Genomic DNA, 23,415 nt, shown 5'->3' with positions numbered 1-23,415 from the left:
TGGCGGGAGCGGGCGCCGTTTTCACGTGTTGCCGCCGAGCTCGATGAGCCGGTCGAGCGCGCGATAGATGTCTTCGAGGCCGTCCTGGCCGAACCGCGATTCAAGCTGCCGGTACTGCTCGTCGATCCGCGGACCGATTTCCGTGACCAGTTTCCTGCTTTGCGGCGTCAGGCTCACCAGCAGCCTGCGCTGATCTTCCTGTGCGCGCGTGCGCGTGATCAGGCCGTCGCGCTCCATCCGTTCCAGCACGCCCGTGAGGCTCGGGCTCAGGATGCAGCAGCGTCGTGCGATCTGTCCCGCTTCGAGTGCCTGCGCCGGTTCGCCGTCGAGCACGCGGATGATCCGCCATTGCTGTTCGGTCAGCGCGAATTCCTTGAGAATGGGGCGAAACAGACCCATCAGCGTTTCGCGGGCCTCGAGCAGCAGCATGGCCAGGTTGCGATGGTCGAGCGTACGGTTCATCGGGGTGGGTAGAGGACGGGGACGCATCAATCTTAACAGCCGCGGGTAGTGAATTTCGCATATCAGGGTAATCGAGGTTGCCAGCGCCCGATTGTTTACTTAAGATATTAACTATTGACGATGCGCCGCGACGCGCGGCAGGGGAATGACGCATGGAGCTGTCTTGCACGACCGCCGCGGCGCCGCCGTTGCCGGTCGCCATCGGTACCGTCTACGGTGCGCTGCTCAACGAGCGTGCGGCGCTCGACGCGCTCGGCGATGCCGTGAACGCACCGCCTTACGGACGCCCGCCGCAGGCGCCGATTCTTTACATCAAGCCCGCCAACACGCATGCGACCGACGGCGCGGCCGTCGTCGTGCCGTCCGGCGTCGATGCGCTGGAGATCGGCGCGTCGGTGGCCGTCGTGTTCGCCCGCCGCGCGACGCGCGTGCCGGCCGCGCAGGCACTCGACACCCTTCACGGTTTCACGCTCGCGAGCGACGTGTCGGTGCCGCATCCCGATTACTACCGTCCGGCCGTGCGCTTCAAGTGCCGCGACGGTTTCTGCCCGCTGGGCCCGGCCATCGTGCCGGTCGCCGCGCTGGGCGATGTCGACGCGATCGGCTTGACCGTACGGATCGACGGCGAGGTGGCCGTCGCCGCCTCGACGGCTACGCTGATTCGCTCCGTGCGCGAGTTGATCGCCGACGTGACGGCCTTCATGTCGTTCGACGCGGGCGATGTCTTGCTGCTCGGCGTTGCCGGCGGCGCACCGCGCGCCCGAGTGGGTAGCACGATCGAGATCGCCGCCGCCGGGATCGGCACGTTGCGGCACACGCTGATTGCGGAGGAGACACGATGAAGACGGCACGCGTCATCTACAACGGCGCCCTGCATGCGGCCGAACCGGCCGGCGACGGCGCGATCCGCCTCGATACGGGCCGCGTCGTCGCGGAAGAGGTGGTCGAATGGCTGCCGCCCGTTGCGCCGCGCACGACGTTCGCGCTTGGCCTCAACTACGCCGACCACGCGAAAGAGCTCGCGTTCAAGGCGCCGAGCGAGCCGCTGATCTTCCTGAAGGGGCCGAACACGTTCATCGGCCACCGGTCGCGTACCGTGCGCCCGGCCGATGCCACCCACATGCATTACGAGTGCGAGCTGGCGGTCGTGATCGGCCGGCCCGCGCGCAACGTGAGCCGCGCGCAGGCGCTCGACTACGTGGCCGGCTATACGGTCGCGAACGACTACGCGATCCGCGACTATCTCGAGAACTACTACCGGCCGAACCTGCGCGTGAAGAACCGCGACACCTGCACGCCGCTCGGGCCGTGGTTCGTGAGCCGCGACGAGATCGGCGATGCGGGCGACCTGACACTGCGTACGACGGTGAACGGCCACGAGACGCAGCGCGGCAGCACGCGCGACATGATTTTCGACGTGCCGGCACTGATCGAGCACATCAGCGGTTTCATGACGCTCTCGCCGGGCGACCTGATCCTGACCGGCACGCCCGAGGGGCTGGCGGACACGAAGCCGGGCGACGAGGTCGTGACCGAGATCGAAGGGATTGGCCGGCTCGTGAACACGATCGTCGGCGAAGCAGACTACTATCGCGCCGGCTGAGCCCGTCGCCCAAGGAGAGAGCATGACCATCAAGCACTGGATCGGCGGCCGGGAAGTCGAGAGCCGCGAGACGTTCACGACGCTGAATCCCGCGACGGGCGATGTCATCACCGACGTCGCATCGGGCGGCGAGGCCGAAGTCGACGCGGCCGTGCGCGCCGCGAAGGAAGCGTTCCCGAAATGGGCGAGCACGCCCGCCAAGGAGCGCGCGAAGCTGATGCGCAAGCTCGGCGAGCTGATCGAGAAGAACGTGCCGAATCTCGCGGCGCTGGAGACGCAGGACACCGGCCTGCCGATCGCGCAGACGAGCAAGCAGCTGATTCCGCGCGCATCCGAGAACTTCAACTTCTTCGCGGAAGTGTGCGTGCAGATGAACGGCCGCACCTATCCGGTCGACGACCAGATGCTGAACTACACGCTGTACCAGCCGGTCGGCGTGTGCGCGCTGGTGTCGCCGTGGAACGTGCCGTTCATGACCGCGACGTGGAAGACGGCGCCGTGTCTCGCGCTCGGCAACACGGCCGTGCTGAAGATGTCGGAGCTGTCGCCGCTGACGGCCGATCAACTCGGCCGCCTCGCGCTCGAAGCCGGCATCCCGCCGGGCGTGCTCAACGTCGTGCAGGGCTATGGCGCGACGGCCGGCGATGCGCTGGTGCGCCATCCGGACGTGCGTGCGGTGTCGTTCACCGGCGGCACCGTCACCGGCAAGCGGATCATGGAGCGTGCCGGTCTCAAGAAGTATTCGATGGAACTCGGCGGCAAGTCGCCGGTGCTGATCTTCGACGACGCCGATTTCGACCGCGCGCTCGATGCATCGCTGTTCACGATCTTCTCGATCAACGGCGAACGCTGCACGGCCGGCTCGCGGATCTTCGTGCAGCGCACGATCTACGACCGCTTCGTGCAGGAATTCGCGCGCCGCGCGAACAACCTCATCGTTGGCGATCCATCCGATCCGGCCACGAATCTCGGCGCGATGATCACGCGCCAGCACTGGGAGAAGGTGACGGGCTATATCCGCATCGGCGAGCAGGAAGGCGCACGCGTGGTCGCGGGCGGCGCGGACAAGCCGGCGGGCCTGCCCGACCATCTGCGCAACGGCAACTTCGTGCGGCCGACCGTGCTGGCCGACGTCGACAACCGGATGCGCGTCGCGCAGGAAGAGATCTTCGGGCCGGTCGCGTGCATCATCCCGTTCGAGGACGAAGACGACGGGCTGCGGCTCGCGAACGACACCGCGTACGGCCTTGCGTCGTACATCTGGACGCAGGACGTCGGCAAGGTGCATCGCCTCGCGCGCGGCATCGAGGCCGGGATGGTGTTCGTGAACAGCCAGAACGTGCGCGACCTGCGCCAGCCGTTCGGCGGCGTGAAGGAATCGGGTACCGGGCGCGAGGGCGGCGAGTACAGTTTCGAGGTGTTCGCGGAGATCAAGAACGTGTGCATCTCGATGGGTTCGCACCACATTCCGCGCTGGGGCGTGTAACGGGCGCGAGTCGTCTGGCAGCACGAAATGATTCCTTAGCCGGAATGCCGGCCAAGCATGGGGCTGGAGTAAGCGCTAAAGCGCTAACTCCAGCCGACAGGAGACTTGAACGATGGGCAAACTGTCCCTCGCCGCAAAAATCACGCACGTGCCGTCGATGTACCTGTCGGAATTGCCCGGCAGGCATCACGGCTGCCGCGAGGCGGCGATCCGCGGCCATCAACTGATCGGCGAGCGCTGCCGCGCGCTCGGCGTCGACACGATCGTCGTGTCGGACGTGCACTGGCTCGTCAACGCCGGCTATCACGTGAACTGCAACGCGCAGTTCTCGGGCACGTACACGAGCAACGAGCTGCCGCATTTCATCCGCGACATGCAGTACGCATATCCGGGCAACCCGGCGCTCGGCCGGTTGATCGCCGAGACAGCCAGTGAGCGCGGGATCGCGACGCGCGCGCACGAGATCGACAGCCTCGAGCTCGAGTACGGCACGCTCGTGCCGATGCGCTACATGAACGCCGACCAGCACTTCAAGGTCGTGTCGATCGCTGGCTGGTGCATGTGGCATCAGCTCGACGAAAGCCGGCGTTTCGGCGAGGCGCTGCTCGAAGCGATCGAAAAGAGCGATTCAAACGTCGCGTTTCTCGCGAGCGGGTCGCTTTCGCACCGCTTCAACGACAACGGCAGCCCCGAGGAATCGATCCACGAGATCAGCCGCGAATTCTTCCGGCAGGTCGACCTGCGTGTGGTCGAGCTGTGGAAGCAGGGCGATTTCAAGACCTTCTGCGCGATGCTGCCCGAGTACAACACGCATTGCCACGGCGAAGGCGGGATGCACGACACCGCGATGCTGCTCGGCTTGCTCGGCTGGGATCGCTACGACAAGCCTGTCGAGATCGTCACCGACTATTTCGCGAGCTCGGGGACCGGGCAGATCAATGCGATCTTTCCGTTGTCCTGAACGACGCGCCCCGCATTCGACAGGAGACTAGCCATGCCACATATCGTCGTCGAATACACCGCGAACATTCGCGACGACGCGCGCATTCCGACGTTGCTGCGCACGATCAACGCCACATTGATCGCGCAGGGCGGCGTGTTCCCGACGGGCGGCATCCGCTCACGGGCGATCGAACTGCAGGACTACTGCGTGGCCGACGGGTCGGAGGACGACGCGTTCGTCCACGTGACGCTCAAGATCGGCTCGGGCCGTACCGACGAGCAGAAGAAAGCCGCGTGCGACGCGCTGTTCGATGCGATCAAGGCGCATTTCGCGGAACTGTATGCGAAACGCTACCTCGCGCTGTCAATGGAACTGACCGAGTTCAGCGAAAGCGGCTCGTACAAGCACAACAATATCCACGCCCGCTACAAGCGGGCCGGCTGAACCCCATTCCCGATCCGACCATGCTCGAACCCGCCATCATCGACCAGCTCGCGCAGCGTCTGCACGACGCCGAGCGCGAGCGCAAGCAGATCCGCCAGATCTCGCTCGACCATCCCGACATCACGATCGACGACGCGTATGCGATCCAGCGCGCGTGGGTCGCCCTCAAGCTCGCAGAAGGCCGCACGCTGAAGGGCCACAAGATCGGCCTCACGTCGAAGGCGATGCAGAACACGTCGCAGATCGACGAGCCCGACTACGGCGCGTTGCTCGACGACATGTTCTTCGCCGACGGCGGCACGATTCCCACCGGCCGCTTCATCGTGCCGCGCGTCGAGGTCGAGCTCGCGTTCGTGCTCGGCAAGCGGCTGACCGGCCCGGACTGCACGATCTTCGACGTGTACGACGCGGTCGATTACGTCGTGCCGGCGCTCGAGATCATCGACGCGCGCAGCCAGTCGATCGACCCCGACACGAAGCGGCCACGCAAGGTGTTCGACACGATCGCCGACAACGCGGCGAACGCGGGCGTCGTGATCGGCGGGCGGCCCGTGAAGCCGCAGGACGTCGACCTGCGCTGGGTCGCGGCGATCATGTCGCGCAACGGCGTGGTCGAGGAAACGGGCGTCGCGGCCGGCGTGCTGAACCATCCGGCGAACGGCGTCGCATGGCTCGCGAACCGGCTGTCGCGCTTCGACGTCGCGCTGGAGCCGGGGCAGATCGTGCTCGGTGGTTCGTTCACGCGGCCGTGCGCGGCGCGGCCGGGCGACACGTTCAGCGTCGACTACGGCCCGCTCGGGACGATCCAGTGCTACTTCGAGTGAGGTAAGCGAGCGATGCAGATTCCTTCGAATGTCTTCAAGGCCGCGCTCGCGCGTGGCGATGCGCAGGTCGGGCTGTGGCTCGGGCTCGCGAATCCGTACAGCGCCGAAGTGGTTGCGGGCGCCGGTTTCGACTGGCTGCTGATCGACGGCGAGCATGCGCCGAACACGGTGCCGACGATCCTCGCGCAACTGCAGGCGATCGCGCCGTATCCGTCGCATCCGGTCGTGCGCGTGCCGTGGAACGATCCGGTGATCATCAAGCAGGTGCTCGATCTTGGGGCGCAGACGTTGCTGGTGCCGATGGTGCAGAGTGCGGACGAGGCGCGCGCGGCGGTGGCGGCAACGCGTTATCCACCGCACGGGATTCGCGGTGTCGGTAGCGCGCTGGCGCGTGCGTCGCGGTGGAATCGCGTCGGTGATTACCTGCATCGCGCGAACGACGAGATGGCCGTGCTCGTGCAGGTCGAGACGCGGGCCGGGCTCGAGGCGATCGATGCGATTGCGCGCGTCGAAGGTGTGGACGGCGTGTTCATCGGGCCGGCTGATTTGGCCGCAGACCTCGGGCATCTCGGCAATCCGGGGCATCCGGATGTGCAGGCCGCAATCGATGGCGCGATCCGGACGATCAAGGCAGCCGGCAAGGCACCGGGCATTCTCAGTGCGGATGAGGCGGCCGCGCGGCGCTATCTGGAAGCGGGGGCGTTGTTCGTCGCGGTTGGGGTGGATACGACGCTGCTGGCGAGGAGCGCGGAGCGGTTGGCTGCGCAGTTCAAGGGGAAGGGGGAAGAGGCCGTGAAGAAGGGGGATGGGACGTATTGAACGAAGCGACGCGTCTGAATATTAAGGGGGTGATCGTATTTCGTTTATTTCGAATAAATTGATGCGCTCCTGAAATCCCAATTGGAGCGCGCGATGCCTCATACCACGACACCCGACATGGTTTTGCCAGTCGAGCGCGAGATGCAGGTGGCTGTCGAAGGGCAGCGCACGCTGGCGGCTTATCTCGCGACACGAGCCGATACGTAGCGCATCCATATCTTTGACGACGAAAGTCGCGCGCATAACGTTGAGCTTCCGACATCCGCATTGCGTTTGTTGGTGGATATCCTCACGGAGATGGCCGACGGTAATGCGGTCAAGGTTGTCCCCGTTCATACGGAATTGACGACCCAGGAAGCGGCGGATTTGTTCAATGCTTCTCGTCGGTATCTGATCAAGCTGCTTGAATCGAATGCATTGCCTTATTACCGCACAGGCAAGCATCGGCGCATACGTTTTTCCGATCTGATGCGCTACAAGGCGGAGCGCGATCAGGCGAGCGCAGATGCAATGAATGAGTTGAGCAGACAGGCACAGGAACTGCGGATCGGCTACGAATAACGAGTTCGTCGTTTGCAGTTGTCTACAATGGTTTGGACGGATTGCGTTCCACCGTCCGGCCCGTGATGAGCAAGTGCGACAAGTGTTTCTACAGGTTTTTTGTGACTCGCTGATGAGATACTGTTGATGCGTGGTAGCTGTGCGGCATTGTTAGGCTTTGTGCGGCATTGTAAGGTCGAGGATTCTACAATCCGAGTGACAGCATGACGCACTATAACAATAGGATTCCATACTTCAAGATCAACAAGCTCATGTGGAGATGGAAGCTATGCGAGGGGGACGATGGGGGCATCCCTGCGTGTCAAGTCGGCCTATCAATGTCAATGGCTCCCCCGATGAAGAGGTCGCCAGTCAAATCATCGACGTTCGTTGCGCGGGCCGACAAGCGGGATTCGCTCGATAAGATGGTGGACGACATCGAAAGGATCGCGGATACATTTTCACGCTTCAAGAAATGGTTGGACACGCCTCATCCGCCCAAGCAACCGAAGCCGGCGGAGACGGAAAAGGAAGTGCCGCCTTTCGATATTCAGCAAATCCCTGACACCATGCGCAAAGAGCGTATGCCGGTTTCGGCGAAGCTGATGGAGCGATGGTTTTCTGGAGAGCTTAACTATTCGATCACACCAAAAGATCAGCAGAACGAGATCAACCAGGATGGCGAGCTCTACCCTGAGTCGATGGTCGATCGAACCACTATAAAACTAGATTGGGTTCTTAGGCATGAGCGTGCAAAAAAGCAATACGAGAATCTCATAAATGCCGCCATATATAGCCCGCGTGCATATGAAATCCTTAAGGATATTCTTGGTCGCTACAGTAGTCACGGGGAGGTGTCACCCTGGACGGTAAGCGGCAACGATATCCGAAAACTACACAAGAAATTCCAGTTTCAGCGAGCGGCGGTAGAGAGTTCATTTGAACAGAAAGCATTGCAGGCTGTTCGGCGGTTTCCGGAAGGTGGCGTTCCCGACGATCTAACAGGTGCGCTGGGAGCATTCAATCTTTATGCGGCGGTGGCTCGCGTTACTTTCGATACCGAGAATAATAGCGCTACGGTTACGCACATTGTCGTATACGTAAGAGATGGTTATTCCTTTGAAGGACCTGTAGATTCGCGGTCACAGTATCTAGGTCATTGGGGAAGAGGTGGTGTGATAATCGTTCCGATGTACGCGGCGGCGAATCTTGCGGATCAGCCGTGGTTTGATTATCCAATAGTGGCAGGCGGCACGGCCGCAAACCTCTATGAACCCGGGAAAACTTACTATCCGGTTCGAAATCGCTCGTTCAGAGAGTGGCAAACTAGATACCGACGAGGTGGAGATTTCATAATTTTTTCCGACTATAAGCCAATCATGTTGGCTAAGCCAATAACGGTATATTTTGAATGAACGGGTTGGCGACTGCTATGCAAGGAGCGGGGATTGTTGTACTCGCAGAAATTGTGGTGTTTGCAGTAATTGCTTGTCTTCTGATGGTTGTTTTGTATGGGATGTCGCATAAAGAGGGGCGTATCACGCGAATGAAATCTGGAATGAAGGCGCTAGGTTTCGCTCTGGTATCTGTCACTTTGCTGTGCTGGGCCGGCTCTTACTATAAGGATGCGCGCATCCGTGCTCATGCGACACAGTTTGATACCGAGCGATCGAGGAACGACGGGGGCCGTTACACGGCGCAATACGCGTACCTGGGAAGAGATCTGATCCTTTTGCGACTCTATCGGACATCCGACATGCGATTGCTTGCCGAGCGGACTTACGAGTATCCGGATGCCGTCCGATTGGTGTGGACTAAGGAATCCTTGATATTCGATACTGCTGCTGATAGTGATGGCGAGATTAAGCTTCCGCCTACACATTTCGATCGATTCACGGCGATGTTGCCGTAGGCGATCGGTGATCGGGCAAAGAAGCGGTCCCAGGCCCGTGAAGCCGCTTCGTGATTTTCTTGTGTGATTAGACGTTAAAGCGTACACATTCTCGACGAGTGCGCTTGCAGCGTAATCGTTCCGATTTTCTCGTCGGGTAGCTCGAGCGGACATCATGTCTGATAGATCGGGGATGCCCAATGCAGGTATCTCGATAATCTGCAACGCCAGGGCATGGTTCAGACTTGCAAGGTGCTTAAAGCCTATCGGGAAATCCATTGGACTGCTGTTGCGCGATAAGTCGGTTCGATGCGATACGCGGATTACTCACTATGCTGCGCTTGGAGTTGGCGCCCAACCTCCATATACCTCCCCGGCGTCGTCCCCAACGCGCGCCGGAACATGTCGATGAACGCGCTCACGTTGTCGTACCCGAGATCGAGCGCGATCGTCGTCACCGGCACGCCGTCGGCAATTCTTTCCAGCGCCCGCAGCAACCTGGCCTGCTGACGCCACTGCGCGAACGTCAGCCCCGTCTCCGCGACGAAGCGGCGGCTCATCGTCCGGGCGCTGATGCCGGCCCATTCGGCCCATTCCTCCAGCCGCCGGTTGTCCGCGAGATCCGCGGCAAGCGCATCGGTGATCTTCATCAGCCGCGGATCCTGCGGCCGCACCAACCCCAGCGCCTCGACTTCCGACGACGCGATTTCATCGAGGATCACGTCGGCGATCCGTGTCCGCGCGGCATCCAGCTCCGAACCATCCCAACTCGCCGCACGTTGCACGGCTTCGCGCAGCAGCGGCGTCGTGCGGATCGCGCGCGGCGTATCCGGCAGCGCCGCACAGCGCGCTTCGGCAACGAACGCCGACCAGCCGGAAATCGGCCCGAACGAGCGCAACGAATGCCGGCAATGCGGCGGAATCCAGATCGCATGGATCGCCGGCACGACCCAGTCCTGGTCGTCGAGACCGATCGTCAGCAGCCCGCTCAACGCACCGACGAGCTGGCCGCGCGCATGCGTGTGCGGCGGCGTCACGCGCGGGTCGCGTTGCGACAGGACGGCCGCGACGACGAACGGGCCATCATCGGACGTGACGAATCGAGCGGGCAGGAGTGGATCGGACATGGCCGGATATCGGTATCGAATGGCCGTTATACCGGAGATCGGCCGGATTCGCACGCCTACACTGCGTTCATCGATGACAACCGGAGTACGAAACGATGCGAGCCGAACAGATGCTTCCCGACCATGCGGACCGGATCGAGGCCCACGGAACGACGATCCGCAAAGGCACCGTCGGTGCGTTCCTGGTCAACGCGCGGGTGCTGACCGACCCGAACGCCGCGCCTGCCGACCGGGCGCGCGCGGAAGCCGACACGATCGATGCATTGCCCGCGTTGCGCGCACTGGGCCTGTTCGACGTGCTGGACGTGCGCGATCCCGCGCTGCGCGCGTGGCTCGATGCGCAATGACGCGCGCCGCGATCGTCGATCGAGATCCCCGATTCAAGGAGCAACCATGAAAGCAGCAGTTGTGACCGGCGCCGGCGAGCGTCCCGTCCATATGGAATTCGAAGCACCGCATGCGATGCCGGGCCACCGCCTGATCGACGTGACCGCGTCCGCGCTGAGCCGGATCGCACAGGCGCGTGCGTCCGGCACGCATTACTCGTCCGATGGACGCTATCCGTTCGTCGTCGGCGTCGACGGCGTGGGCCGTCTCGACGACGGGCAACGCGTTTATTTCTTCGGCTCGCCCGCACCGTTCGGCGCGATGGCCGAGCGCACGATCGCACCCGATACGCGATGCGTGCCGCTGCCCGACGCACTCGACGACGTGACGGCTGCAGCGATCGCGATTCCCGGGATGTCGTCGTGGGCCGCGTTGACGGAGCGCGCGCGGCTCGTCGCGGGCGAGACGGTGCTCGTCAACGGCGCGACGGGTACGTCGGGACGGCTGGCGGTGCGGATCGCGAAGCACCTCGGCGCCGCGAAGGTGATCGCGACCGGCCGCAACGCGGCCGCGCTGCAAGCGTTGCTCGGTGCGGGTGCGGATGCCGTCGTGTCGCTGCAGCAGGACGACGCGCATCTGGCGCGTGCGCTCGAGCCGCATTTCCGCGCGGGCGTGGATGTCGCGCTCGATTATCTGTGGGGGAGCAGCGCGCAGGCATTGCTGGTTGCCGCGGCGAAGGCGACGCCCGAGGGCCGCCGGCTGCGCTTCGTGCAGATCGGCTCGATCGGCGGCGCGGACGTGCTGTTGCCGGGTGCGGTGTTGCGGGCGACCGCGATCGAGCTGATGGGCAGTGGCCTCGGCAGTGTGTCGCTGCCGCGCCTGCTGGCCTCGGTGCGCGGCGTGTTCGACGCGGCCGGGCCGGCTGGCCTGACAATTGAGACGCGGGCGGTGCCGCTGGCGGACGTCGGCGCGCATTGGAGCGACACGAGCAGCGTGGTGCGACCGGTGTTCACGATGGGCGATGGCGAATGATGAAGAGGCGGCGCGCGGCTTGGCTGCACGCGTGGCGGGCGCCGTTTGCGCACGCGATCTCTTCAGGATACCGATGGGTTCGGCGAGCCGCTTCGTGCAACGACCGAGGCTCGGGTGGCCCGTCGCGAGCGAGCGAACGAGCGAACGAGCCACCGACGCGGCGCGCAACGCGCGCGCCGCCACCCGCCGCATCAAACTCAGAACCGCTGCTGAATCCCGGCTGTCACCCCGACCTGCGTGGTGCCGTAACCATTGACATCGCGCGACACGCCGACCTTCTGCCCGTGCTGCCCGATCGCAAACGCACCGGCCGCATACAGCACCGTGCGCTTCGACAGTGCGTATTGCGCGCGCATCGACACGAGCGTCGGATCGGCATCCGTGCCGCCCTTGATGTTCTGGTGATACACGGCGCCGATCAACGAGAACGTCGGCGTGAACTGGTACGACCCGCCGACCCAATACATGTCGCTCAACTGGTTCGCGGCGCTCGTGCGATACGTGCGCTTGTAGTTGCGATAGCCGGCCATCGTCTTCAGGTTGCCGAAGTCGTAGCTCAGGCCCGCGTGGATACCCTGGATGTAGTTGACCGGATCGGCCGGCGTCACGCTGTCGGACGCACCGTTCTGCCGGTCGAACGCGACCACCGCGGCGAACGGGCCGCCCTCGTAGCCGATCGCCGCATCGTACTTCGAGCTGGTTTTCACGCTGCCGGGCACGTTGCCGAAGCCGTACATCGCGCCGAACTTGAAGCCGCTGAATTCGCCGTCGTAGCGCACCGCATTCGACGAGCGCGTGAACATGCCGTCCTTGCGGCCGCCGGTGGCCATCGACGATGTTGCCCACGAGTAGTTCTGCGCATAACCCATCGGGTCGAACGGCAGCATGTAGTCGTAGGTGACGGTGAAGTTGCGGCCGAGCGAGATCTCGCCCCACTTGCCCTTCAGGCCGACGGTGGCGCGGCGCCCGAAGATTGAGTCGGGGCCGTCGTCGGACGCGCCGTTGGCGAGATCGATCCCGCTTTCGAGACGGAACACGGCCTTCAGCCCGCCGCCGAGATCCTCGACGCCGCGCAAGCCCCAGCGCGACGTATTCTTGTTGCCGGATTTGAGCTTGTACGAATTGCCGCCTTCCGGCGCCGCGTGGTTGGCGAACTCGATGCCGGCATCCATGATCCCGTACATCGTGACCGACGACTGCGCGTGCGCGGCGCCGGCGGTGAGGCCGGCGACGGCGGCCGAGCCGGTCAGGACGGCGGCGCGAAGGGAGCGTTCTGCGCGTGACTTCATTGACGGTGTCTCCTTGGTTCTTGTGAGTGGGTGAAACAGGGCGAAACAGGGTGAAGCGAATGCGGCGCGCAGCACGCCGCGGCGGACGCCAGAAGACGTCCGCCGGACCTGCCTGTCATGACATGACGGAAAGCGCGCAGGTGGCGGGCGGAGCGCCCGCCGCGCGGGTCAGCCCGCTTTCGCGAACGCCCAGCAGTCGTTGGTCGGGAATTCGATCCAGTGCTTGCCCGCTGCGCGCGGCACGTGTCCGAAGGCGCGCAGGCGCATCTCGCCGCAATGGAACAGGTACTCCCAGCGGTCGCCGAGATACATCGACGTGACGAGGTCGGCCTGCAGCCGGTTTGCGCCGGGGCCGTCGGCGACCTGCACGCGTTCGAGGCGGATCACGGCCTGCGCGTCCTGGCCCGGTGCGAACGTGTCGCGGGCGACCGCCTGCAGTTCCCAGCCGTCGCCGGCGAGCGTTACGCGTTCACCGTTGACGGCTGCGACGCGCGCATCGATCCGGTTGTTGCTGCCCATGAATTCGGCCGTGTACAGCGAGCGCGGTGCGCCGTACAGCTCGGCCGGCGTGCCTTCCTGTTCGATGCGGCCGTTGCGCAGCAGCAGGATGCGGTCGGACATCGCCATCGCCTCGGTCTGGTCGTGCGTGACGCACAGGGCCGACAGACCGAGCGACACGATCAGCTCGCGCAGCCATGCGCGTGCTTCCTCGCGCAGCTTTGCGTCGAGGTTCGACAGCGGCTCGTCGAGCAGGATCACCGGCGGGTTGTAGACGAGCGCGCGCGCAATCGCGACGCGCTGCTGCTGGCCGCCCGACAGTTGATGCGGGAAGCGTTCCGCGAGATGGCCAAGGCCGAGCTGGTCGAGTGCAGACTGCACGCGGCGTTTCTGTTCTGCCGGCGCGACGCGGCGCAGCTTCAGCCCGTAGCCGACGTTGTCGGCGACGGTGCGGTGCGGCCACAGCGCGTACGACTGGAACACGAGGCCGAGCGAGCGCTGCTCGACGGGCAGGTCGACGCGCTGCGCGCCGTCGAAGAACACGCGGTCGTCGAGCTGGATGCGGCCGTCGGACGGCTGTTCGAGGCCGGCCACCGCGCGCAGCAGCGTGGTCTTGCCGCTGCCCGACGCGCCGAGCAGGCACACGACTTCGCCGGCCTTCAGTTCGAACGACACGCCCTTGAGGATCGGATTGGTGCCGTAGCTGAGATGCAGGTCGTCGACGATGAGCTTATCCATGAAGTTTCACTCCGAAACGCAGGGCCACGCCGAGACCGGCACCGACCATCGCGATGTTGATGACAGAAAGCGCGGCGACCTGGTCGACGGCGCCGGTCGCCCACAGCGACACAAGCAGCGCGCCGATCACTTCGGTGCCGGGCGACAGCAGGTAGACGGCCGTCGAGTATTCGCGCTCGAAGATCATGAAGATCAGGAGCCATGCGGCGAGCAGGCCGAAACGCACGAGCGGCAGCGTCACGTCGAGCGACACGCGGCTGCGCGTTGCGCCGACGCTGCGGCCGGCTTCCTCTAGCTCGGGGCCGACCTGCAGCAGCGCGCTCTGGATGAGCCGCATCCCGTACGCGAGCCACACGACCGTGTAAGCGATCCAGATGCTCCACATCGAGTTCTTCAGCTCGCGCAGGCCGGGGACGAACAGGAAGATCCACAGGAACGCGAGACCGGCGAGCAGGCCGGGCACCGCGCGCGGCAGCAGCACGAGGTAGTCGAGCAGCTTGGTGGCCCAGTCGGGGCGGCGGTGGCCGGCGAACGCGACGAGCGAGTAGAAGCCGATCGCGAGCGCGCCGCCGATTACGCCGATGCCGAGCGTATTGACGATCGCGCGCACCAGGTTGTCCTGCTCGAACAGCTCGATGAAGTTCGACAGCGTGAGCACCTCGGCGAGTGCGACGCCTTCGCCCCAGTTGGTCACGAACGCGCGCAGCACGATGCCCGAGATCGGCACGATCACCGTCAGCATCAGCCACAGCGCGACGATCGCGAGCGCGACCCAGCGCCAGACGCCGAGCGGCAGCACCGTCGCGCGGCCGGCCTTGCCCTTCACGGTGACGAAGCGGTTCGCGGTCTTCAGCAGGCGGCGCTGCAGCAGCACGAGCGGGAACGTGATCGCGACGATGCACACCGCGACTGCGGCCATCAGGTGATACGACGGCACGCCGAGCTTGTTGGTCAGCTTGTACAGGTAGGTCGCGAGCACGAGGTGGCCTTCCGGATCGCCGAGCACGAGCGGCAGCCCGAACACTTCGAAGCCGAGGAAGAACACCAGCACGCCGGCGAACAGCAGCGCGGGCATCGTCATCGGCAGGCTGACGTCGAGCGCGACGCGGAACGGGCGGGCGCCCGTCACGCGGGCGGCTTCCTCGACATCCGAGCCGAGGTTGCGCAGCGCGGCCGACGAGTACAGGTACACGTGCGGTACGTGCGTGAGGCCGACGATCACCGTGATCGCGAAGATCGAGTACACGTTCCAGGGCACGTTCTGCACCCCGAACAGTTCCTTGAACCATACCGAGTAGAAGCCGACCGGGCCGGCCGCGACCACGTAGCCAAATGCGAGCACCATCGGCGACACGAACACGGGCGTGAGCAGCAGCGGTTCGAGCCAGCGGCGGCCGGGCAGGTCGGTGCGCACCATCAGGAACGCGAGGATGCCGCCGAGCGGGATCGAGATGAACAGCATCCCGCCGGCGATGATGAACGAGTTCTTCACGGCCGACCAGAAGTCGGGATCGCTGAAGATGAAGCGGAAGCCTTCGATGCCGAGCGTCTTGTTCGCATCGAAGAACGGCGCGGACAGCAGGCTCTGGAACAGGATGAAGCCGAGCGGCAGCGCGACCGCGATGGTCAGCACCGCGACGACGATCCAGCGCAGCATGCCGGCGAGCGGCTGCAGGCTGTTGACCGGCAGCGCGGGAATCGCATCGCGTGGGCCGGTGGTGGGCGGAACGGCCGGTGCCGTTCCGCGTGTGCTGGTTGAAAGCATGAGTTCGCCCCTGCGGCCATCCGGATGGCCGCCTCAAGGAAGTCGGTAAGGGGAAGGGGCCGCCCGCGCCGTGTGCGGCGGGCGGCCGGCAGTCAGCGGATCAGCGCTTGATCGCCTGCTGCCATTGCTTCAGGAAAGCGAGGCGCTTCGACTGGTCGAGATAGACGAGCAGGCCGGTGCCGATCTGGATCGGCTTCAGCGAATCGCCGAGCTCCTTCGTGAGGCTCGCGGCCGACGTTTCGCCGGTCACGTCCGCGCGGATCGCATACAGGTTCGCCTGGTTCGCGATCAGCGTCTGGCCGCGCTTCGACAGCAGGTAGTCGACCCACAGCTTCGCGGCATTCGGGTTCTTCGCCTTCTTCGACACCGTGGCGAGGCGGCTCACGACCTGCGTGTAGTCCTTCGGAAATACGTAGCCGATCGACTTGTCCTTCTTTGCCTTCGCGTACGCATACGAGCCAATGATGTTGTAGCCGATCAGGTTCTCGCCCGACGAAATGCGCTCCATCATCGCGCCCGTGCTCGACTGCAGCTTCGGGCCGGTCGCGCCGATCGCCTTCACGAGCTCCCACGTGACCTTCTCGTTCACGTGCGCGTCCTGCGTCAGGTAGTTGAAGCCGACGCCCGATTTCTCGATGTCGTAGGTCGTGACCTTGCCCTTGAACTTGTCGCCCTGCGTGGTGAGCAGCTTGATCAGGTCGGCGCGCGTGGTGGGCACTTCGTTTTCGGGGATCAGGCGCTTGTTGTAGACGATCGCGAGCGGCTCGAACGTCGTGCCGTACGCCTGCTTCTGGTACTGCGACCATTGCGGCAGGTTCGGGCTTTCGGGCGAATCGTAGGACGCCATCAGGCCGTCGTTGACGAGCTTGACCTGCAGGTCCATCGCGGAGCTCCACAGCACGTCGGCGCTGGTGCTGCTTGCCGCGTTCTCGCTGATGTAGCGGTTGTACAGCTCGGTGCTGTTCATGTCGTTGTACTCGACCTTCACGCCGTACAGGCTTTCGAAGTCCTTGATCAGCGGGCGCACGAGGCCCGTGTCGGTCGTCGAGTAGACGATCAGCTTGCCTTCCTTCTTCGCGGCGTCGATCACGCCCTGGTAACTCCCCGGATACCCGGCCGGAACTTGCGCGGCGGCGCTGCCGGCGGCAGTGCCCAGAACGATCGCCAGCGCGGCGGCGAGGTGCTTCGGTGCAAACGGCATGTCTTCCTCCAGTTACGTCTAGGTGTTGTTCGAGTGGAGCGGATGTTAATTGCGGCGCACTTTCAGCCTGCTTTCATTTCGGTAAGCAATCGCGCCGTTTGTGTCATGGATTTCCCGAGGTCGAAGCGGCGGCGGCCGCGCGTTTCGCGGCGCGCGGCACGGTCAGACAAGGGCGGGAAGCGGGTTGCCGCGGGCGCGGCAACGATGGCAGGGGCGCCTAGGCGGGTTGCGCGAGCAGCTTGGCGAGCAGCCGGCCGCCGTGGCGCGCGTGCGCGGCCGTCAGCGCGGAATACCCGACGACGACGCCCGCTTCGCACCGGGCGCTTCGACAGAATCCGCGGATCGGCTGCAATTCGATGCCGTCCGCCTGGGCTTGTGCGATGTACGTCGCGTCGTTCATCCCGGGCGGTAGCCACAGCACGAAATGAAAGCCCGCGTGTTCGCCGGACACCGCGTACCGCCCGCCGGCGTGCTTTGCCAACTGGTCGAGCACGATGTCGCGCCGCTGACGGTACGCGTGTCGCGCGGCGCGCAGGTGCTTCGCAAAATCGCCGTGGCTGATGAAGCGGGCCAGCGCCAGTTGGGGCGCCACGCCGACCGAGCGCGCGGTCGCATGCCACACGGCCGACAGCGCGGGCCGCAGTTCCGCCGGCACGACCATGAAGCCGATGCGTAGCCCCGAGAACAGGGTTTTGTTGAACGAGCCGCAGTAGATCACGCGATCGCACGCATCGAGCGATTTCAGCGCGGGCAGCGGGGCGGTCTGGTAGCTGAATTCGCCGTCGTAGTCGTCCTCGATGATCCACGTGCGGGTGCGCTGCGCCCAGTCGAGCAACTCGAGCCGGCGCGACACCGACATCGTGACGCCGAGCGGCGCCTGGTGGGCGGGCGTCACGTAGGCCGCGCGCGCATCGGGATGGTGGTCCAGCGACGCCGTGTCGATGCCTTCCCGGTCGATCGGCACGTCGATCACGGTCGCACCCGCGATCGTGAAGATCTGCCACGCCGACGCATAGCCGGGATCCTCCATCAGCACCGTCGAGCCGGGCGCGAGCAGCGTGCGCGCGACGAGATCGATCGAATGCCGGATGCCGGTCGTGATGAAGATGTCGTCAGAGTCGCACGGGATGCCGCGGTATTCCCGCAGGTACGTGGCGATTTCATTGCGCAGGCTCTCGACGCCTTGCGCCGGCGTGGCCCCGAGTTCGTTCGCCGTCGCGGCAAGCAGGCTGGCCCCGAGCGCCTTCTTCCATTGCTGCATCGGCAGCAGGCCGGGATCGGCAAGCCGCGCGACGAACGGGACGCCCGGACGGACGCCTTGTTCCGGCACGGTGGCGTCGGTCGCGTGCGCCGGCGCGGGGTGTGCGTCGGACGGGGGAAGGTGGTTGTCGCGCGACTGCGCGGCCGCGCGCAGATAGCTGTCCGGCACTACCGCGCATACCCGCGATCCCGATCCTTGCGTGCGGGCGATGTAACCCTCGGAGCACAGCCGGTCGTACGCCGCTTCGACGGTGCCCCGGGCGACACCCCAGCGCGCGGCGAGGGTGCGGCTGGACGGCAGCGGGCTGTCGCCGGGCAGCAGGCGTTTCAGGATCGCGTCGCGCAGCGCGTCGGCAATGCACTCCTGCTTCGACTGCGGACTGCCCGTCGACAGCCCGGCAGGGCACGGCAGATCAAGCGGAATCGCGGCTTTGCCTCGCGACATAGTGGTCTAGTCAGTGACGAATTTAATGGTCCTTCAGCTTATATCACTTTGACCTTAGATTGACGTCGACCACATCAATCCGACCGGAGACGGGCTCATCGCATGAAAACGCGTTCATTACCCCAGTGGGGCTGGCTGTTCCTGTTGCTGCTCGTCGTGTGCCTGCCGAGGGTCACGATTGATGCGTACCTGCCGTCGCTGCCGGCGATGGCGGACGCGCTGCACGGCACCGACGCCCAGTTACAGCTCACGCTGACCCTGTACATGGTCGGCTATGCGTTGTCGATGCTGGTATCGGGGCCGTTGTCCGACCGTTACGGCCGCCGTCCCGTTTTGCTTGGAGGCCTGTGTCTCTACGTGGTCGCGAGCGTCGCCTGCGCGTGGTCGACCAGCATCACGGCGATCGTCGCCGCCCGCATCTTCCAGGCGTTGGGCGGCTGCAGCGGAACGGTGATCGGCCGCGTGATCGTGCGCGAACGCTTCCCGACCGCGATGCAGGCGACGATGCTGGGCCGGATTTCGGCCGGCATGGCGCTGTCGCCGGTGATTGCGCCGCTGGCCGGCAGTGCGGTGGCCGAGTGGCTCGGATGGCGCGGCGTGTTCGGGTTGCTGGCGGCGGGCGGGCTGGTCGCGACGGCGATGGTGCTGCGTTACCTGCCGGAGACCCGCGAAAGCGACGCGCGGCCGGCGCCGGACAAGGGGCTCCTGCGGACATACGCGGGCCTGCTGCGCGACCGCAGTTTCCTGCGCTACTCGCTCGCCATCAGTTTCGCGTACTGCACGTACTACCCGTTCATCGCGGAATCGTCGACGCTGTTCCAGCGGCAACGCGGCGTATCCGGCCCGGTGTATGCGGCGATCTTCGGCCTGACCGTGCTCGGCTACCTGATCGGCTCGAATCTGTTCGCGCGGACCGGCACCCGCTGGAAGGCCGATTCGGTCATCGCGGCGGCGGCGGGCGTCAATCTGGCCAGCGCCGCCGTGTTGTGGATCGGCGGTGCGATCGCGCCGACGGCGGTGGCGGCGCTCGTCGTCCCGATGTTCTTCGTGATGGTCGCCGTCGGGATCGCGATTCCGGCCTGCCAGTTCGCGGTGATGCAGCCGTACACGACGATCGCCGGGACGGCGTCCGGGTTGTTCTTCTTTATCCAGATGGCGATCACGGCCGCGTGCGGCGGCGTGCTGGCGTGGCTGTCGGACGGCACCGCGCGCCCGATGATCGTCGTCACGGTCGGTGCGAGCGTCGCGTTCCTGGCGGTGGCGGTCGGCCTGCGCGAGCGGCGGCCCGCAGGCGATGGCGGCTCGCGCTTCGCGACGCGGAACGGGCCCGCCGCCGAGCGCTGACGGTCGGTCGGTGGGCAGGCTTATTTGCGCCCGCGCGGGCGGCGCAACCCGTGTTTCCGCGAGGCGTCGCGATGGAAAGGATCATGTAATGTAGCGGCCTGTCGCTGACCTTACCGGAATCCCCATGCGTGTGCTGCTCGTCGAAGACAATCCGAACCTCGCCCAGTCGCTGAACGACGCGTTGAGCGCGGCGCGCTTCGCGGTCGATCACATGGCGGACGGCGAGGCGGCCGACCACGTGCTGCGCACGCAGGATTACGCGCTGGTGATTCTCGATCTCGGGCTGCCGAAGCTCGACGGGCTGGAAGTGCTGCGGCGGCTGCGCGCGCGGCGCAATCCGGTGCCGGTGCTGATCCTGACCGCGCACGGGTCGGTCGAGGATCGCGTGAAAGGGCTCGATCTCGGCGCCGACGACTATCTCGCGAAGCCGTTCGAACTAACCGAACTGGAGGCGCGCGCCCGCGCGCTGATCCGCCGCAGCCTCGGCCACGAGCATTCGCGGGTCGAATGCGGGCCGCTTTCGTATGACAGTATCGACCGCAGCTTCCATCTCGCGGGCGAGCCGCTGTCGCTCACGCCGCGCGAGCGCTCGGTGCTCGAGGTGCTGATCCTGCGCAACGGCCGCGCGATCAACAAGGAAACGCTGTCGGAGAAGATCTTCGGGCTCGACGAGTCGGTGAACGCCGATGCGATCGAGATCTACGTGTACCGGCTGCGCAAGAAGCTCGAGAACACGGGCATCGCGATCGTCACGCTGCGCGGGCTTGGCTATCTGCTGGAAGCGAAGGCGGAGACGGCGGAATGAACCGCCGCCGCGCCCGCGATCTTTGCACGGGACCGGTGTACGCGTTGACGCGCTACGCGGGATCGACACGTTCGCGGCCCGCCAACGACACGCATGCCATTCACGGCCGGCCGCGCGGGCGCGGAGCGGTGCGCCGTGCACGCTCCGCCATGCCCAACGGGGCGGCTTGGCGGGTGGCCGCGTGACGCGCCCGAACCTGCGCACCCAGGTCGCGCTGTGGCTGCTGCTGCCGCTGCTCGGCCTGCTCGCGCTCGACTCGTGGCTCACGTACCAGCGCGCGATGAGCGCGGCGCACGTCGCGTTCGACCGCACGTTGTCGTCGTCGCTGAAGTCGATCCGCGAAGGTGTTCGGCTCAACGACGGCGAGATCGAGGTCGACCTGCCGTATCTCGCGCTCGAAATGCTCGAATCGAGCGACGGCGGCAAGATCTACTACCTGATTCGCGAGGACAACGGCCACACGATCACCGGCTACCCGGACCTGCCGCTGCCGCAAGGGCGCGATGCGGGGGACGGCGCGCTGTTCGTCACGCGTTACTACGACGTCGTCTATCGCGGCGAGCAGTTGCGGATGGCCGCGCTGCGCATCCCGGTGCACGACGTGCCGACCGCGCAGTCGCGCATCGTGTGGGTGATGGTCGGCGAGACGATCGAGGCGCGCCAGGCGCTTGCGCGTGAAATCCTGGTGGGGTCGCTGTTGCAGGAAGGATTGCTCGTCGTGCTGGCGCTCGGCATCGTGTGGCTCGGCGTCGGGCGGGGGCTGCGGCCGCTGAACCGGCTGTCGGCGACGGTCGCCGCGCGCAGCGAGGACGACACGACGCCGCTCGATACCGGCGCGGTGCCGAGCGAACTCGCGCCACTCGTCGAGTCGATCAACCAGTACATCGGTCGTACGCAGCGGATGCAGGTCGCAAGGCGCCGCTTTTTCGCGGACGCGGCCCATCAACTGAAGACACCGCTCGCAGCCGTGCAGGCCGGCGTCGAGCTTGCGCTGCGGCCCGACGAGCAGCCGCGCGCGAACGGGCACCTGCGGCGCGCGAACGGTGCGGTGCGGCAGGCCGCGAAGATCGTGCAGCAACTGCTGTCGCTGTCGCGGCTCGATTCGGACAGCGGCCATGCGGTCGCGCACAAGCCAGTCGCGCTGCACCGGCTCGCGCGCAGCGTGACGCTCGACTGGTCGCCGGTTGCCCGCGCCCGTGACATCGATCTCGGTTTCGAGCACGAGGCTGATATCGACGTACACGGGCAGTCCGACCTGCTCGGCGAGATGGTCGGCAACCTGATCGACAACGCGATCCGCTATGCGGGCGACCGCGCGGTGATCACGGTGCGCGTGTCGCGCGACGGCGAGCATGCGCGGCTCGATGTCATCGACAACGGGCCGGGCATTCCGGCGGACGAGCGCGACGCGGTGTTCGAGCGCTTCCATCGCGGCAGCAAGACGCAGACGGTCGAAGGGACGGGGCTCGGGCTGTCGATCGTGCGCGAGATCGCACGGGTGCATCAGGGCAGCGTGGCGCTGGCCGATGCGGTGGGTGGCGGGTTGGTCGTGACGATCTGGTTGCCGGCGGCGAACGACGCGGCGCCGCGCGCTGCGTGATGGCGATGCGGGAAGCGGCCGGCGGTGAGTGGCGGCTTCCCGGCAATGAAGGGGAGCGAGCGGTTCCGTGCGCCCGGCTCAATCGCCGAACCCGATCTCCGCTTCCAGCGACTGACCAACCTCGAGCCACGTGCCCGCGCCTTCGACAACGATCGCATTGATGCCGAACGTCAGCTCGCCGTCGAAATTCGGGTTCGCGCGATAGGTCTGCATCGTGTCGGTCGGCTCGTGCGGCCACGCTGGATCGGGCGCGCCGGTGACCTGGTCGATCGTCGGCATCGGGCAGCGCGTGCACAGCTTCACGAGGCGCAGCCGCACGGGCGTAGCGCCTTCCGTGTCGAGATGTTCGACGAAATCCTCTTCGTACGCGTCGAGATCCGACACCACGATATTCGGGCGGAAGCGGTTCATCGGAATAGCCGGCGCGCCTTTCGCGGCGAGCCGTGCGTTCAGGTCGTCGAGCGACGACTGGCCGATCACGAGCAGCGGGTAACCGTCCGCGAACTGCGTGTGCGTATCGATCTCGCCGGTCCATTTGCGATTGCAGCCGCGGCGCGCGTCGGGGCCGAAGCGCGCGAGCTTCGTGGGCATGCCGAGGAATTCGGTGAGCCATGCGGCCGTTTCGGCGCCGGTGTCGATCGCGTCGACGGTGTCGCGCCACACGGTCGCGGCCATTGTCGGCGTCGCGGGCGATACGTCGCCATCGAGCGGCGTGCGGATCTCGCGCATGCCCGGCGCATTCAGCACCAGCGCATCGCTGTCGAGCGCGGTGCGGATCAGCGCGAGGCGCGGGTGCGAGCGCTGCGTGATCATCTGCCCGGCGGGATCGGTGATCAGCCAGTGGCGGTCGTACGCGAGGCCCGTTTCGAGCAGTTGCGCGCGCGACAGCGCGATGCCGGCGCAGGATTTGATCGGATAGACGAAGAGTTCGGCGATGGCTGGCATGACGCTGGCTGAAGGCGGATGGCGAGA

General features: G+C 65.4%; 22 protein-coding genes and 1 pseudogene. 15 read left to right on the top strand and 8 right to left on the bottom strand.

Annotated features, from left to right (window positions below; translation table 11 throughout):
* Positions 1 to 21: 21 nt before the first annotated feature.
* Positions 22 to 462 (bottom strand): homoprotocatechuate degradation operon regulator HpaR, encoded by a 441-nt coding sequence (gene hpaR, locus BCEP18194_RS31680; protein ID WP_039356885.1) that lies wholly within the window; start codon positions 460 to 462, stop codon positions 22 to 24.
* Between the two features lie 152 nt (positions 463 to 614).
* Between hpaR and BCEP18194_RS31675 the strand changes: the two genes are divergently transcribed.
* The 10 genes and pseudogenes from BCEP18194_RS31675 to BCEP18194_RS31635 all read left to right on the top strand — a co-directional run bounded on the left by BCEP18194_RS31675 (position 615) and on the right by BCEP18194_RS31635 (position 9,033).
* Positions 615 to 1,304, top strand: coding sequence for a fumarylacetoacetate hydrolase family protein (locus BCEP18194_RS31675; RefSeq protein ID WP_011355385.1), 690 nt, complete (start codon positions 615 to 617; stop codon positions 1,302 to 1,304).
* The gene (locus BCEP18194_RS31670) at positions 1,301 to 2,065 is read left to right on the top strand and encodes a fumarylacetoacetate hydrolase family protein (RefSeq protein ID WP_011355384.1); all 765 of its coding nucleotides are present in this window, start codon (positions 1,301 to 1,303) and stop codon (positions 2,063 to 2,065) included. The genes BCEP18194_RS31675 and BCEP18194_RS31670 overlap by 4 nt, the downstream gene beginning before the upstream one ends.
* 22 nt (positions 2,066 to 2,087) lie before the next feature.
* Positions 2,088 to 3,551, top strand: a complete 1,464-nt coding sequence (hpaE, locus tag BCEP18194_RS31665; protein WP_011355383.1) for a 5-carboxymethyl-2-hydroxymuconate semialdehyde dehydrogenase — start codon at positions 2,088 to 2,090, stop codon at positions 3,549 to 3,551.
* A 112-nt stretch (positions 3,552 to 3,663) separates the two neighbouring features.
* Positions 3,664 to 4,512: a 3,4-dihydroxyphenylacetate 2,3-dioxygenase gene (gene hpaD / locus BCEP18194_RS31660; protein ID WP_011355382.1), complete on the top strand. Its 849-nt coding sequence runs from the start codon at positions 3,664 to 3,666 to the stop codon at positions 4,510 to 4,512.
* A 33-nt stretch (positions 4,513 to 4,545) separates the two neighbouring features.
* Positions 4,546 to 4,938: a 5-carboxymethyl-2-hydroxymuconate Delta-isomerase gene (locus BCEP18194_RS31655; protein WP_011355381.1), complete on the top strand. Its 393-nt coding sequence runs from the start codon at positions 4,546 to 4,548 to the stop codon at positions 4,936 to 4,938.
* 20 nt (positions 4,939 to 4,958) lie between these two features.
* Positions 4,959 to 5,762, top strand: a complete 804-nt coding sequence (hpaH, locus tag BCEP18194_RS31650; RefSeq protein WP_011355380.1) for a 2-oxo-hept-4-ene-1,7-dioate hydratase — start codon at positions 4,959 to 4,961, stop codon at positions 5,760 to 5,762.
* 12 nt (positions 5,763 to 5,774) lie between these two features.
* A complete protein-coding gene (gene hpaI / locus BCEP18194_RS31645) occupies positions 5,775 to 6,581 on the top strand; it encodes a 4-hydroxy-2-oxoheptanedioate aldolase (RefSeq protein ID WP_011355379.1) in 807 nt (268 codons plus the stop codon).
* Between the two features lie 93 nt (positions 6,582 to 6,674).
* Positions 6,675 to 7,142: pseudogene (locus tag BCEP18194_RS31640) on the top strand (helix-turn-helix domain-containing protein).
* 404 nt (positions 7,143 to 7,546) lie between these two features.
* A complete protein-coding gene (locus BCEP18194_RS40430) occupies positions 7,547 to 8,536 on the top strand; it encodes a DUF6402 family protein (protein WP_244272993.1) in 990 nt (329 codons plus the stop codon).
* Positions 8,533 to 9,033 (top strand): hypothetical protein, encoded by a 501-nt coding sequence (locus BCEP18194_RS31635; RefSeq protein ID WP_244272991.1) that lies wholly within the window; start codon positions 8,533 to 8,535, stop codon positions 9,031 to 9,033. The genes BCEP18194_RS40430 and BCEP18194_RS31635 overlap by 4 nt, the downstream gene beginning before the upstream one ends.
* Before the next feature lie 302 nt (positions 9,034 to 9,335).
* Here the strand turns inward: BCEP18194_RS31635 and BCEP18194_RS31630 are convergent, their stop codons facing one another.
* Positions 9,336 to 10,139 (bottom strand): AraC family transcriptional regulator, encoded by an 804-nt coding sequence (locus tag BCEP18194_RS31630; RefSeq protein ID WP_011355375.1) that lies wholly within the window; start codon positions 10,137 to 10,139, stop codon positions 9,336 to 9,338.
* Positions 10,140 to 10,234: 95 nt separating this feature from the next.
* Here BCEP18194_RS31630 and BCEP18194_RS31625 point away from each other — a divergent pair, with 95 nt between their 5' ends.
* Positions 10,235 to 10,486 carry a hypothetical protein gene (locus BCEP18194_RS31625; protein ID WP_011355374.1) on the top strand — a complete coding sequence of 84 codons (252 nt, stop codon included), beginning with the start codon at positions 10,235 to 10,237 and terminating at the stop codon, positions 10,484 to 10,486.
* A gap of 46 nt (positions 10,487 to 10,532) precedes the next feature.
* A complete protein-coding gene (locus BCEP18194_RS31620) occupies positions 10,533 to 11,498 on the top strand; it encodes a quinone oxidoreductase family protein (RefSeq protein ID WP_011355373.1) in 966 nt (321 codons plus the stop codon).
* Between the two features lie 197 nt (positions 11,499 to 11,695).
* Here BCEP18194_RS31620 and BCEP18194_RS31615 read toward each other — a convergent pair whose 3' ends face one another.
* The 5 genes from BCEP18194_RS31615 to BCEP18194_RS31595 all read right to left on the bottom strand — a co-directional run bounded on the left by BCEP18194_RS31615 (position 11,696) and on the right by BCEP18194_RS31595 (position 18,694).
* Positions 11,696 to 12,787, bottom strand: coding sequence for a porin (locus BCEP18194_RS31615; RefSeq protein WP_011355372.1), 1,092 nt, complete (start codon positions 12,785 to 12,787; stop codon positions 11,696 to 11,698).
* A gap of 168 nt (positions 12,788 to 12,955) precedes the next feature.
* Positions 12,956 to 14,023, bottom strand: coding sequence for an ABC transporter ATP-binding protein (locus BCEP18194_RS31610; RefSeq protein ID WP_011355371.1), 1,068 nt, complete (start codon positions 14,021 to 14,023; stop codon positions 12,956 to 12,958).
* Positions 14,016 to 15,788 carry an ABC transporter permease gene (locus BCEP18194_RS31605; RefSeq protein ID WP_011355370.1) on the bottom strand — a complete coding sequence of 591 codons (1,773 nt, stop codon included), beginning with the start codon at positions 15,786 to 15,788 and terminating at the stop codon, positions 14,016 to 14,018. The genes BCEP18194_RS31610 and BCEP18194_RS31605 overlap by 8 nt, the downstream gene beginning before the upstream one ends.
* A gap of 100 nt (positions 15,789 to 15,888) precedes the next feature.
* Entirely contained in the window at positions 15,889 to 16,989 is a 1,101-nt protein-coding gene (locus BCEP18194_RS31600; RefSeq protein WP_011355369.1) for an ABC transporter substrate-binding protein, read from the bottom strand.
* A 217-nt stretch (positions 16,990 to 17,206) separates the two neighbouring features.
* Positions 17,207 to 18,694, bottom strand: coding sequence for a PLP-dependent aminotransferase family protein (locus BCEP18194_RS31595; RefSeq protein ID WP_011355368.1), 1,488 nt, complete (start codon positions 18,692 to 18,694; stop codon positions 17,207 to 17,209).
* Positions 18,695 to 18,796: 102 nt separating this feature from the next.
* On the opposite strand from BCEP18194_RS31595, the gene BCEP18194_RS31590 reads away from it, so the two are divergent.
* The 3 genes from BCEP18194_RS31590 (at position 18,797) to BCEP18194_RS31580 (ending at position 22,443) form a co-directional block, all read left to right on the top strand.
* Positions 18,797 to 20,038 (top strand): multidrug effflux MFS transporter, encoded by a 1,242-nt coding sequence (locus BCEP18194_RS31590; RefSeq protein ID WP_011355367.1) that lies wholly within the window; start codon positions 18,797 to 18,799, stop codon positions 20,036 to 20,038.
* A 124-nt stretch (positions 20,039 to 20,162) separates the two neighbouring features.
* Entirely contained in the window at positions 20,163 to 20,843 is a 681-nt protein-coding gene (locus tag BCEP18194_RS31585; RefSeq protein WP_011355366.1) for a response regulator, read from the top strand.
* Between the two features lie 181 nt (positions 20,844 to 21,024).
* Positions 21,025 to 22,443 (top strand): sensor histidine kinase, encoded by a 1,419-nt coding sequence (locus BCEP18194_RS31580; RefSeq protein ID WP_041493592.1) that lies wholly within the window; start codon positions 21,025 to 21,027, stop codon positions 22,441 to 22,443.
* Positions 22,444 to 22,521: 78 nt separating this feature from the next.
* Here the strand turns inward: BCEP18194_RS31580 and BCEP18194_RS31575 are convergent, their stop codons facing one another.
* Entirely contained in the window at positions 22,522 to 23,388 is an 867-nt protein-coding gene (locus BCEP18194_RS31575; RefSeq protein WP_011355364.1) for an MOSC domain-containing protein, read from the bottom strand.
* Between the last annotated feature and the right edge of the window lie 27 nt (positions 23,389 to 23,415).

Origin of the sequence: Burkholderia lata (assembly GCF_000012945.1) — a bacterium.
Lineage (GTDB): Bacteria > Pseudomonadota > Gammaproteobacteria > Burkholderiales > Burkholderiaceae > Burkholderia > Burkholderia lata.
Note: the sequence above shows the minus strand (reverse complement) of the source record. Positions and strands in the feature narration are given on the sequence as shown.

Excerpts from the sequence above, each read along its gene's own strand:
- BCEP18194_RS31620 (WP_011355373.1), top strand. The coding sequence starts at position 10,533 with ATGAAAGCAGCAGTTGTGACCGGCGCCGGCGAGCGTCCCGTCCATATG.
- BCEP18194_RS31670 (WP_011355384.1), top strand. The coding sequence starts at position 1,301 with ATGAAGACGGCACGCGTCATCTACAACGGCGCCCTGCATGCGGCCGAA.
- BCEP18194_RS31590 (WP_011355367.1), top strand. The coding sequence starts at position 18,797 with ATGAAAACGCGTTCATTACCCCAGTGGGGCTGGCTGTTCCTGTTGCTG.
- hpaE (WP_011355383.1), top strand. The coding sequence starts at position 2,088 with ATGACCATCAAGCACTGGATCGGCGGCCGGGAAGTCGAGAGCCGCGAG.
- hpaH (WP_011355380.1), top strand. The coding sequence starts at position 4,959 with ATGCTCGAACCCGCCATCATCGACCAGCTCGCGCAGCGTCTGCACGAC.
- BCEP18194_RS31615 (WP_011355372.1), bottom strand. The coding sequence starts at position 12,787 with ATGAAGTCACGCGCAGAACGCTCCCTTCGCGCCGCCGTCCTGACCGGC.
- BCEP18194_RS31675 (WP_011355385.1), top strand. The coding sequence starts at position 615 with ATGGAGCTGTCTTGCACGACCGCCGCGGCGCCGCCGTTGCCGGTCGCC.
- hpaD (WP_011355382.1), top strand. The coding sequence starts at position 3,664 with ATGGGCAAACTGTCCCTCGCCGCAAAAATCACGCACGTGCCGTCGATG.
- BCEP18194_RS40430 (WP_244272993.1), top strand. The coding sequence starts at position 7,547 with ATGGTGGACGACATCGAAAGGATCGCGGATACATTTTCACGCTTCAAG.
- BCEP18194_RS31635 (WP_244272991.1), top strand. The coding sequence starts at position 8,533 with ATGAACGGGTTGGCGACTGCTATGCAAGGAGCGGGGATTGTTGTACTC.
- BCEP18194_RS31610 (WP_011355371.1), bottom strand. The coding sequence starts at position 14,023 with ATGGATAAGCTCATCGTCGACGACCTGCATCTCAGCTACGGCACCAAT.
- BCEP18194_RS31575 (WP_011355364.1), bottom strand. The coding sequence starts at position 23,388 with ATGCCAGCCATCGCCGAACTCTTCGTCTATCCGATCAAATCCTGCGCC.
- BCEP18194_RS31585 (WP_011355366.1), top strand. The coding sequence starts at position 20,163 with ATGCGTGTGCTGCTCGTCGAAGACAATCCGAACCTCGCCCAGTCGCTG.
- BCEP18194_RS31655 (WP_011355381.1), top strand. The coding sequence starts at position 4,546 with ATGCCACATATCGTCGTCGAATACACCGCGAACATTCGCGACGACGCG.
- BCEP18194_RS31605 (WP_011355370.1), bottom strand. The coding sequence starts at position 15,788 with ATGCTTTCAACCAGCACACGCGGAACGGCACCGGCCGTTCCGCCCACC.
- BCEP18194_RS31630 (WP_011355375.1), bottom strand. The coding sequence starts at position 10,139 with ATGTCCGATCCACTCCTGCCCGCTCGATTCGTCACGTCCGATGATGGC.
- BCEP18194_RS31595 (WP_011355368.1), bottom strand. The coding sequence starts at position 18,694 with ATGTCGCGAGGCAAAGCCGCGATTCCGCTTGATCTGCCGTGCCCTGCC.
- hpaR (WP_039356885.1), bottom strand. The coding sequence starts at position 462 with ATGAACCGTACGCTCGACCATCGCAACCTGGCCATGCTGCTGCTCGAG.
- BCEP18194_RS31625 (WP_011355374.1), top strand. The coding sequence starts at position 10,235 with ATGCGAGCCGAACAGATGCTTCCCGACCATGCGGACCGGATCGAGGCC.
- BCEP18194_RS31600 (WP_011355369.1), bottom strand. The coding sequence starts at position 16,989 with ATGCCGTTTGCACCGAAGCACCTCGCCGCCGCGCTGGCGATCGTTCTG.
- hpaI (WP_011355379.1), top strand. The coding sequence starts at position 5,775 with ATGCAGATTCCTTCGAATGTCTTCAAGGCCGCGCTCGCGCGTGGCGAT.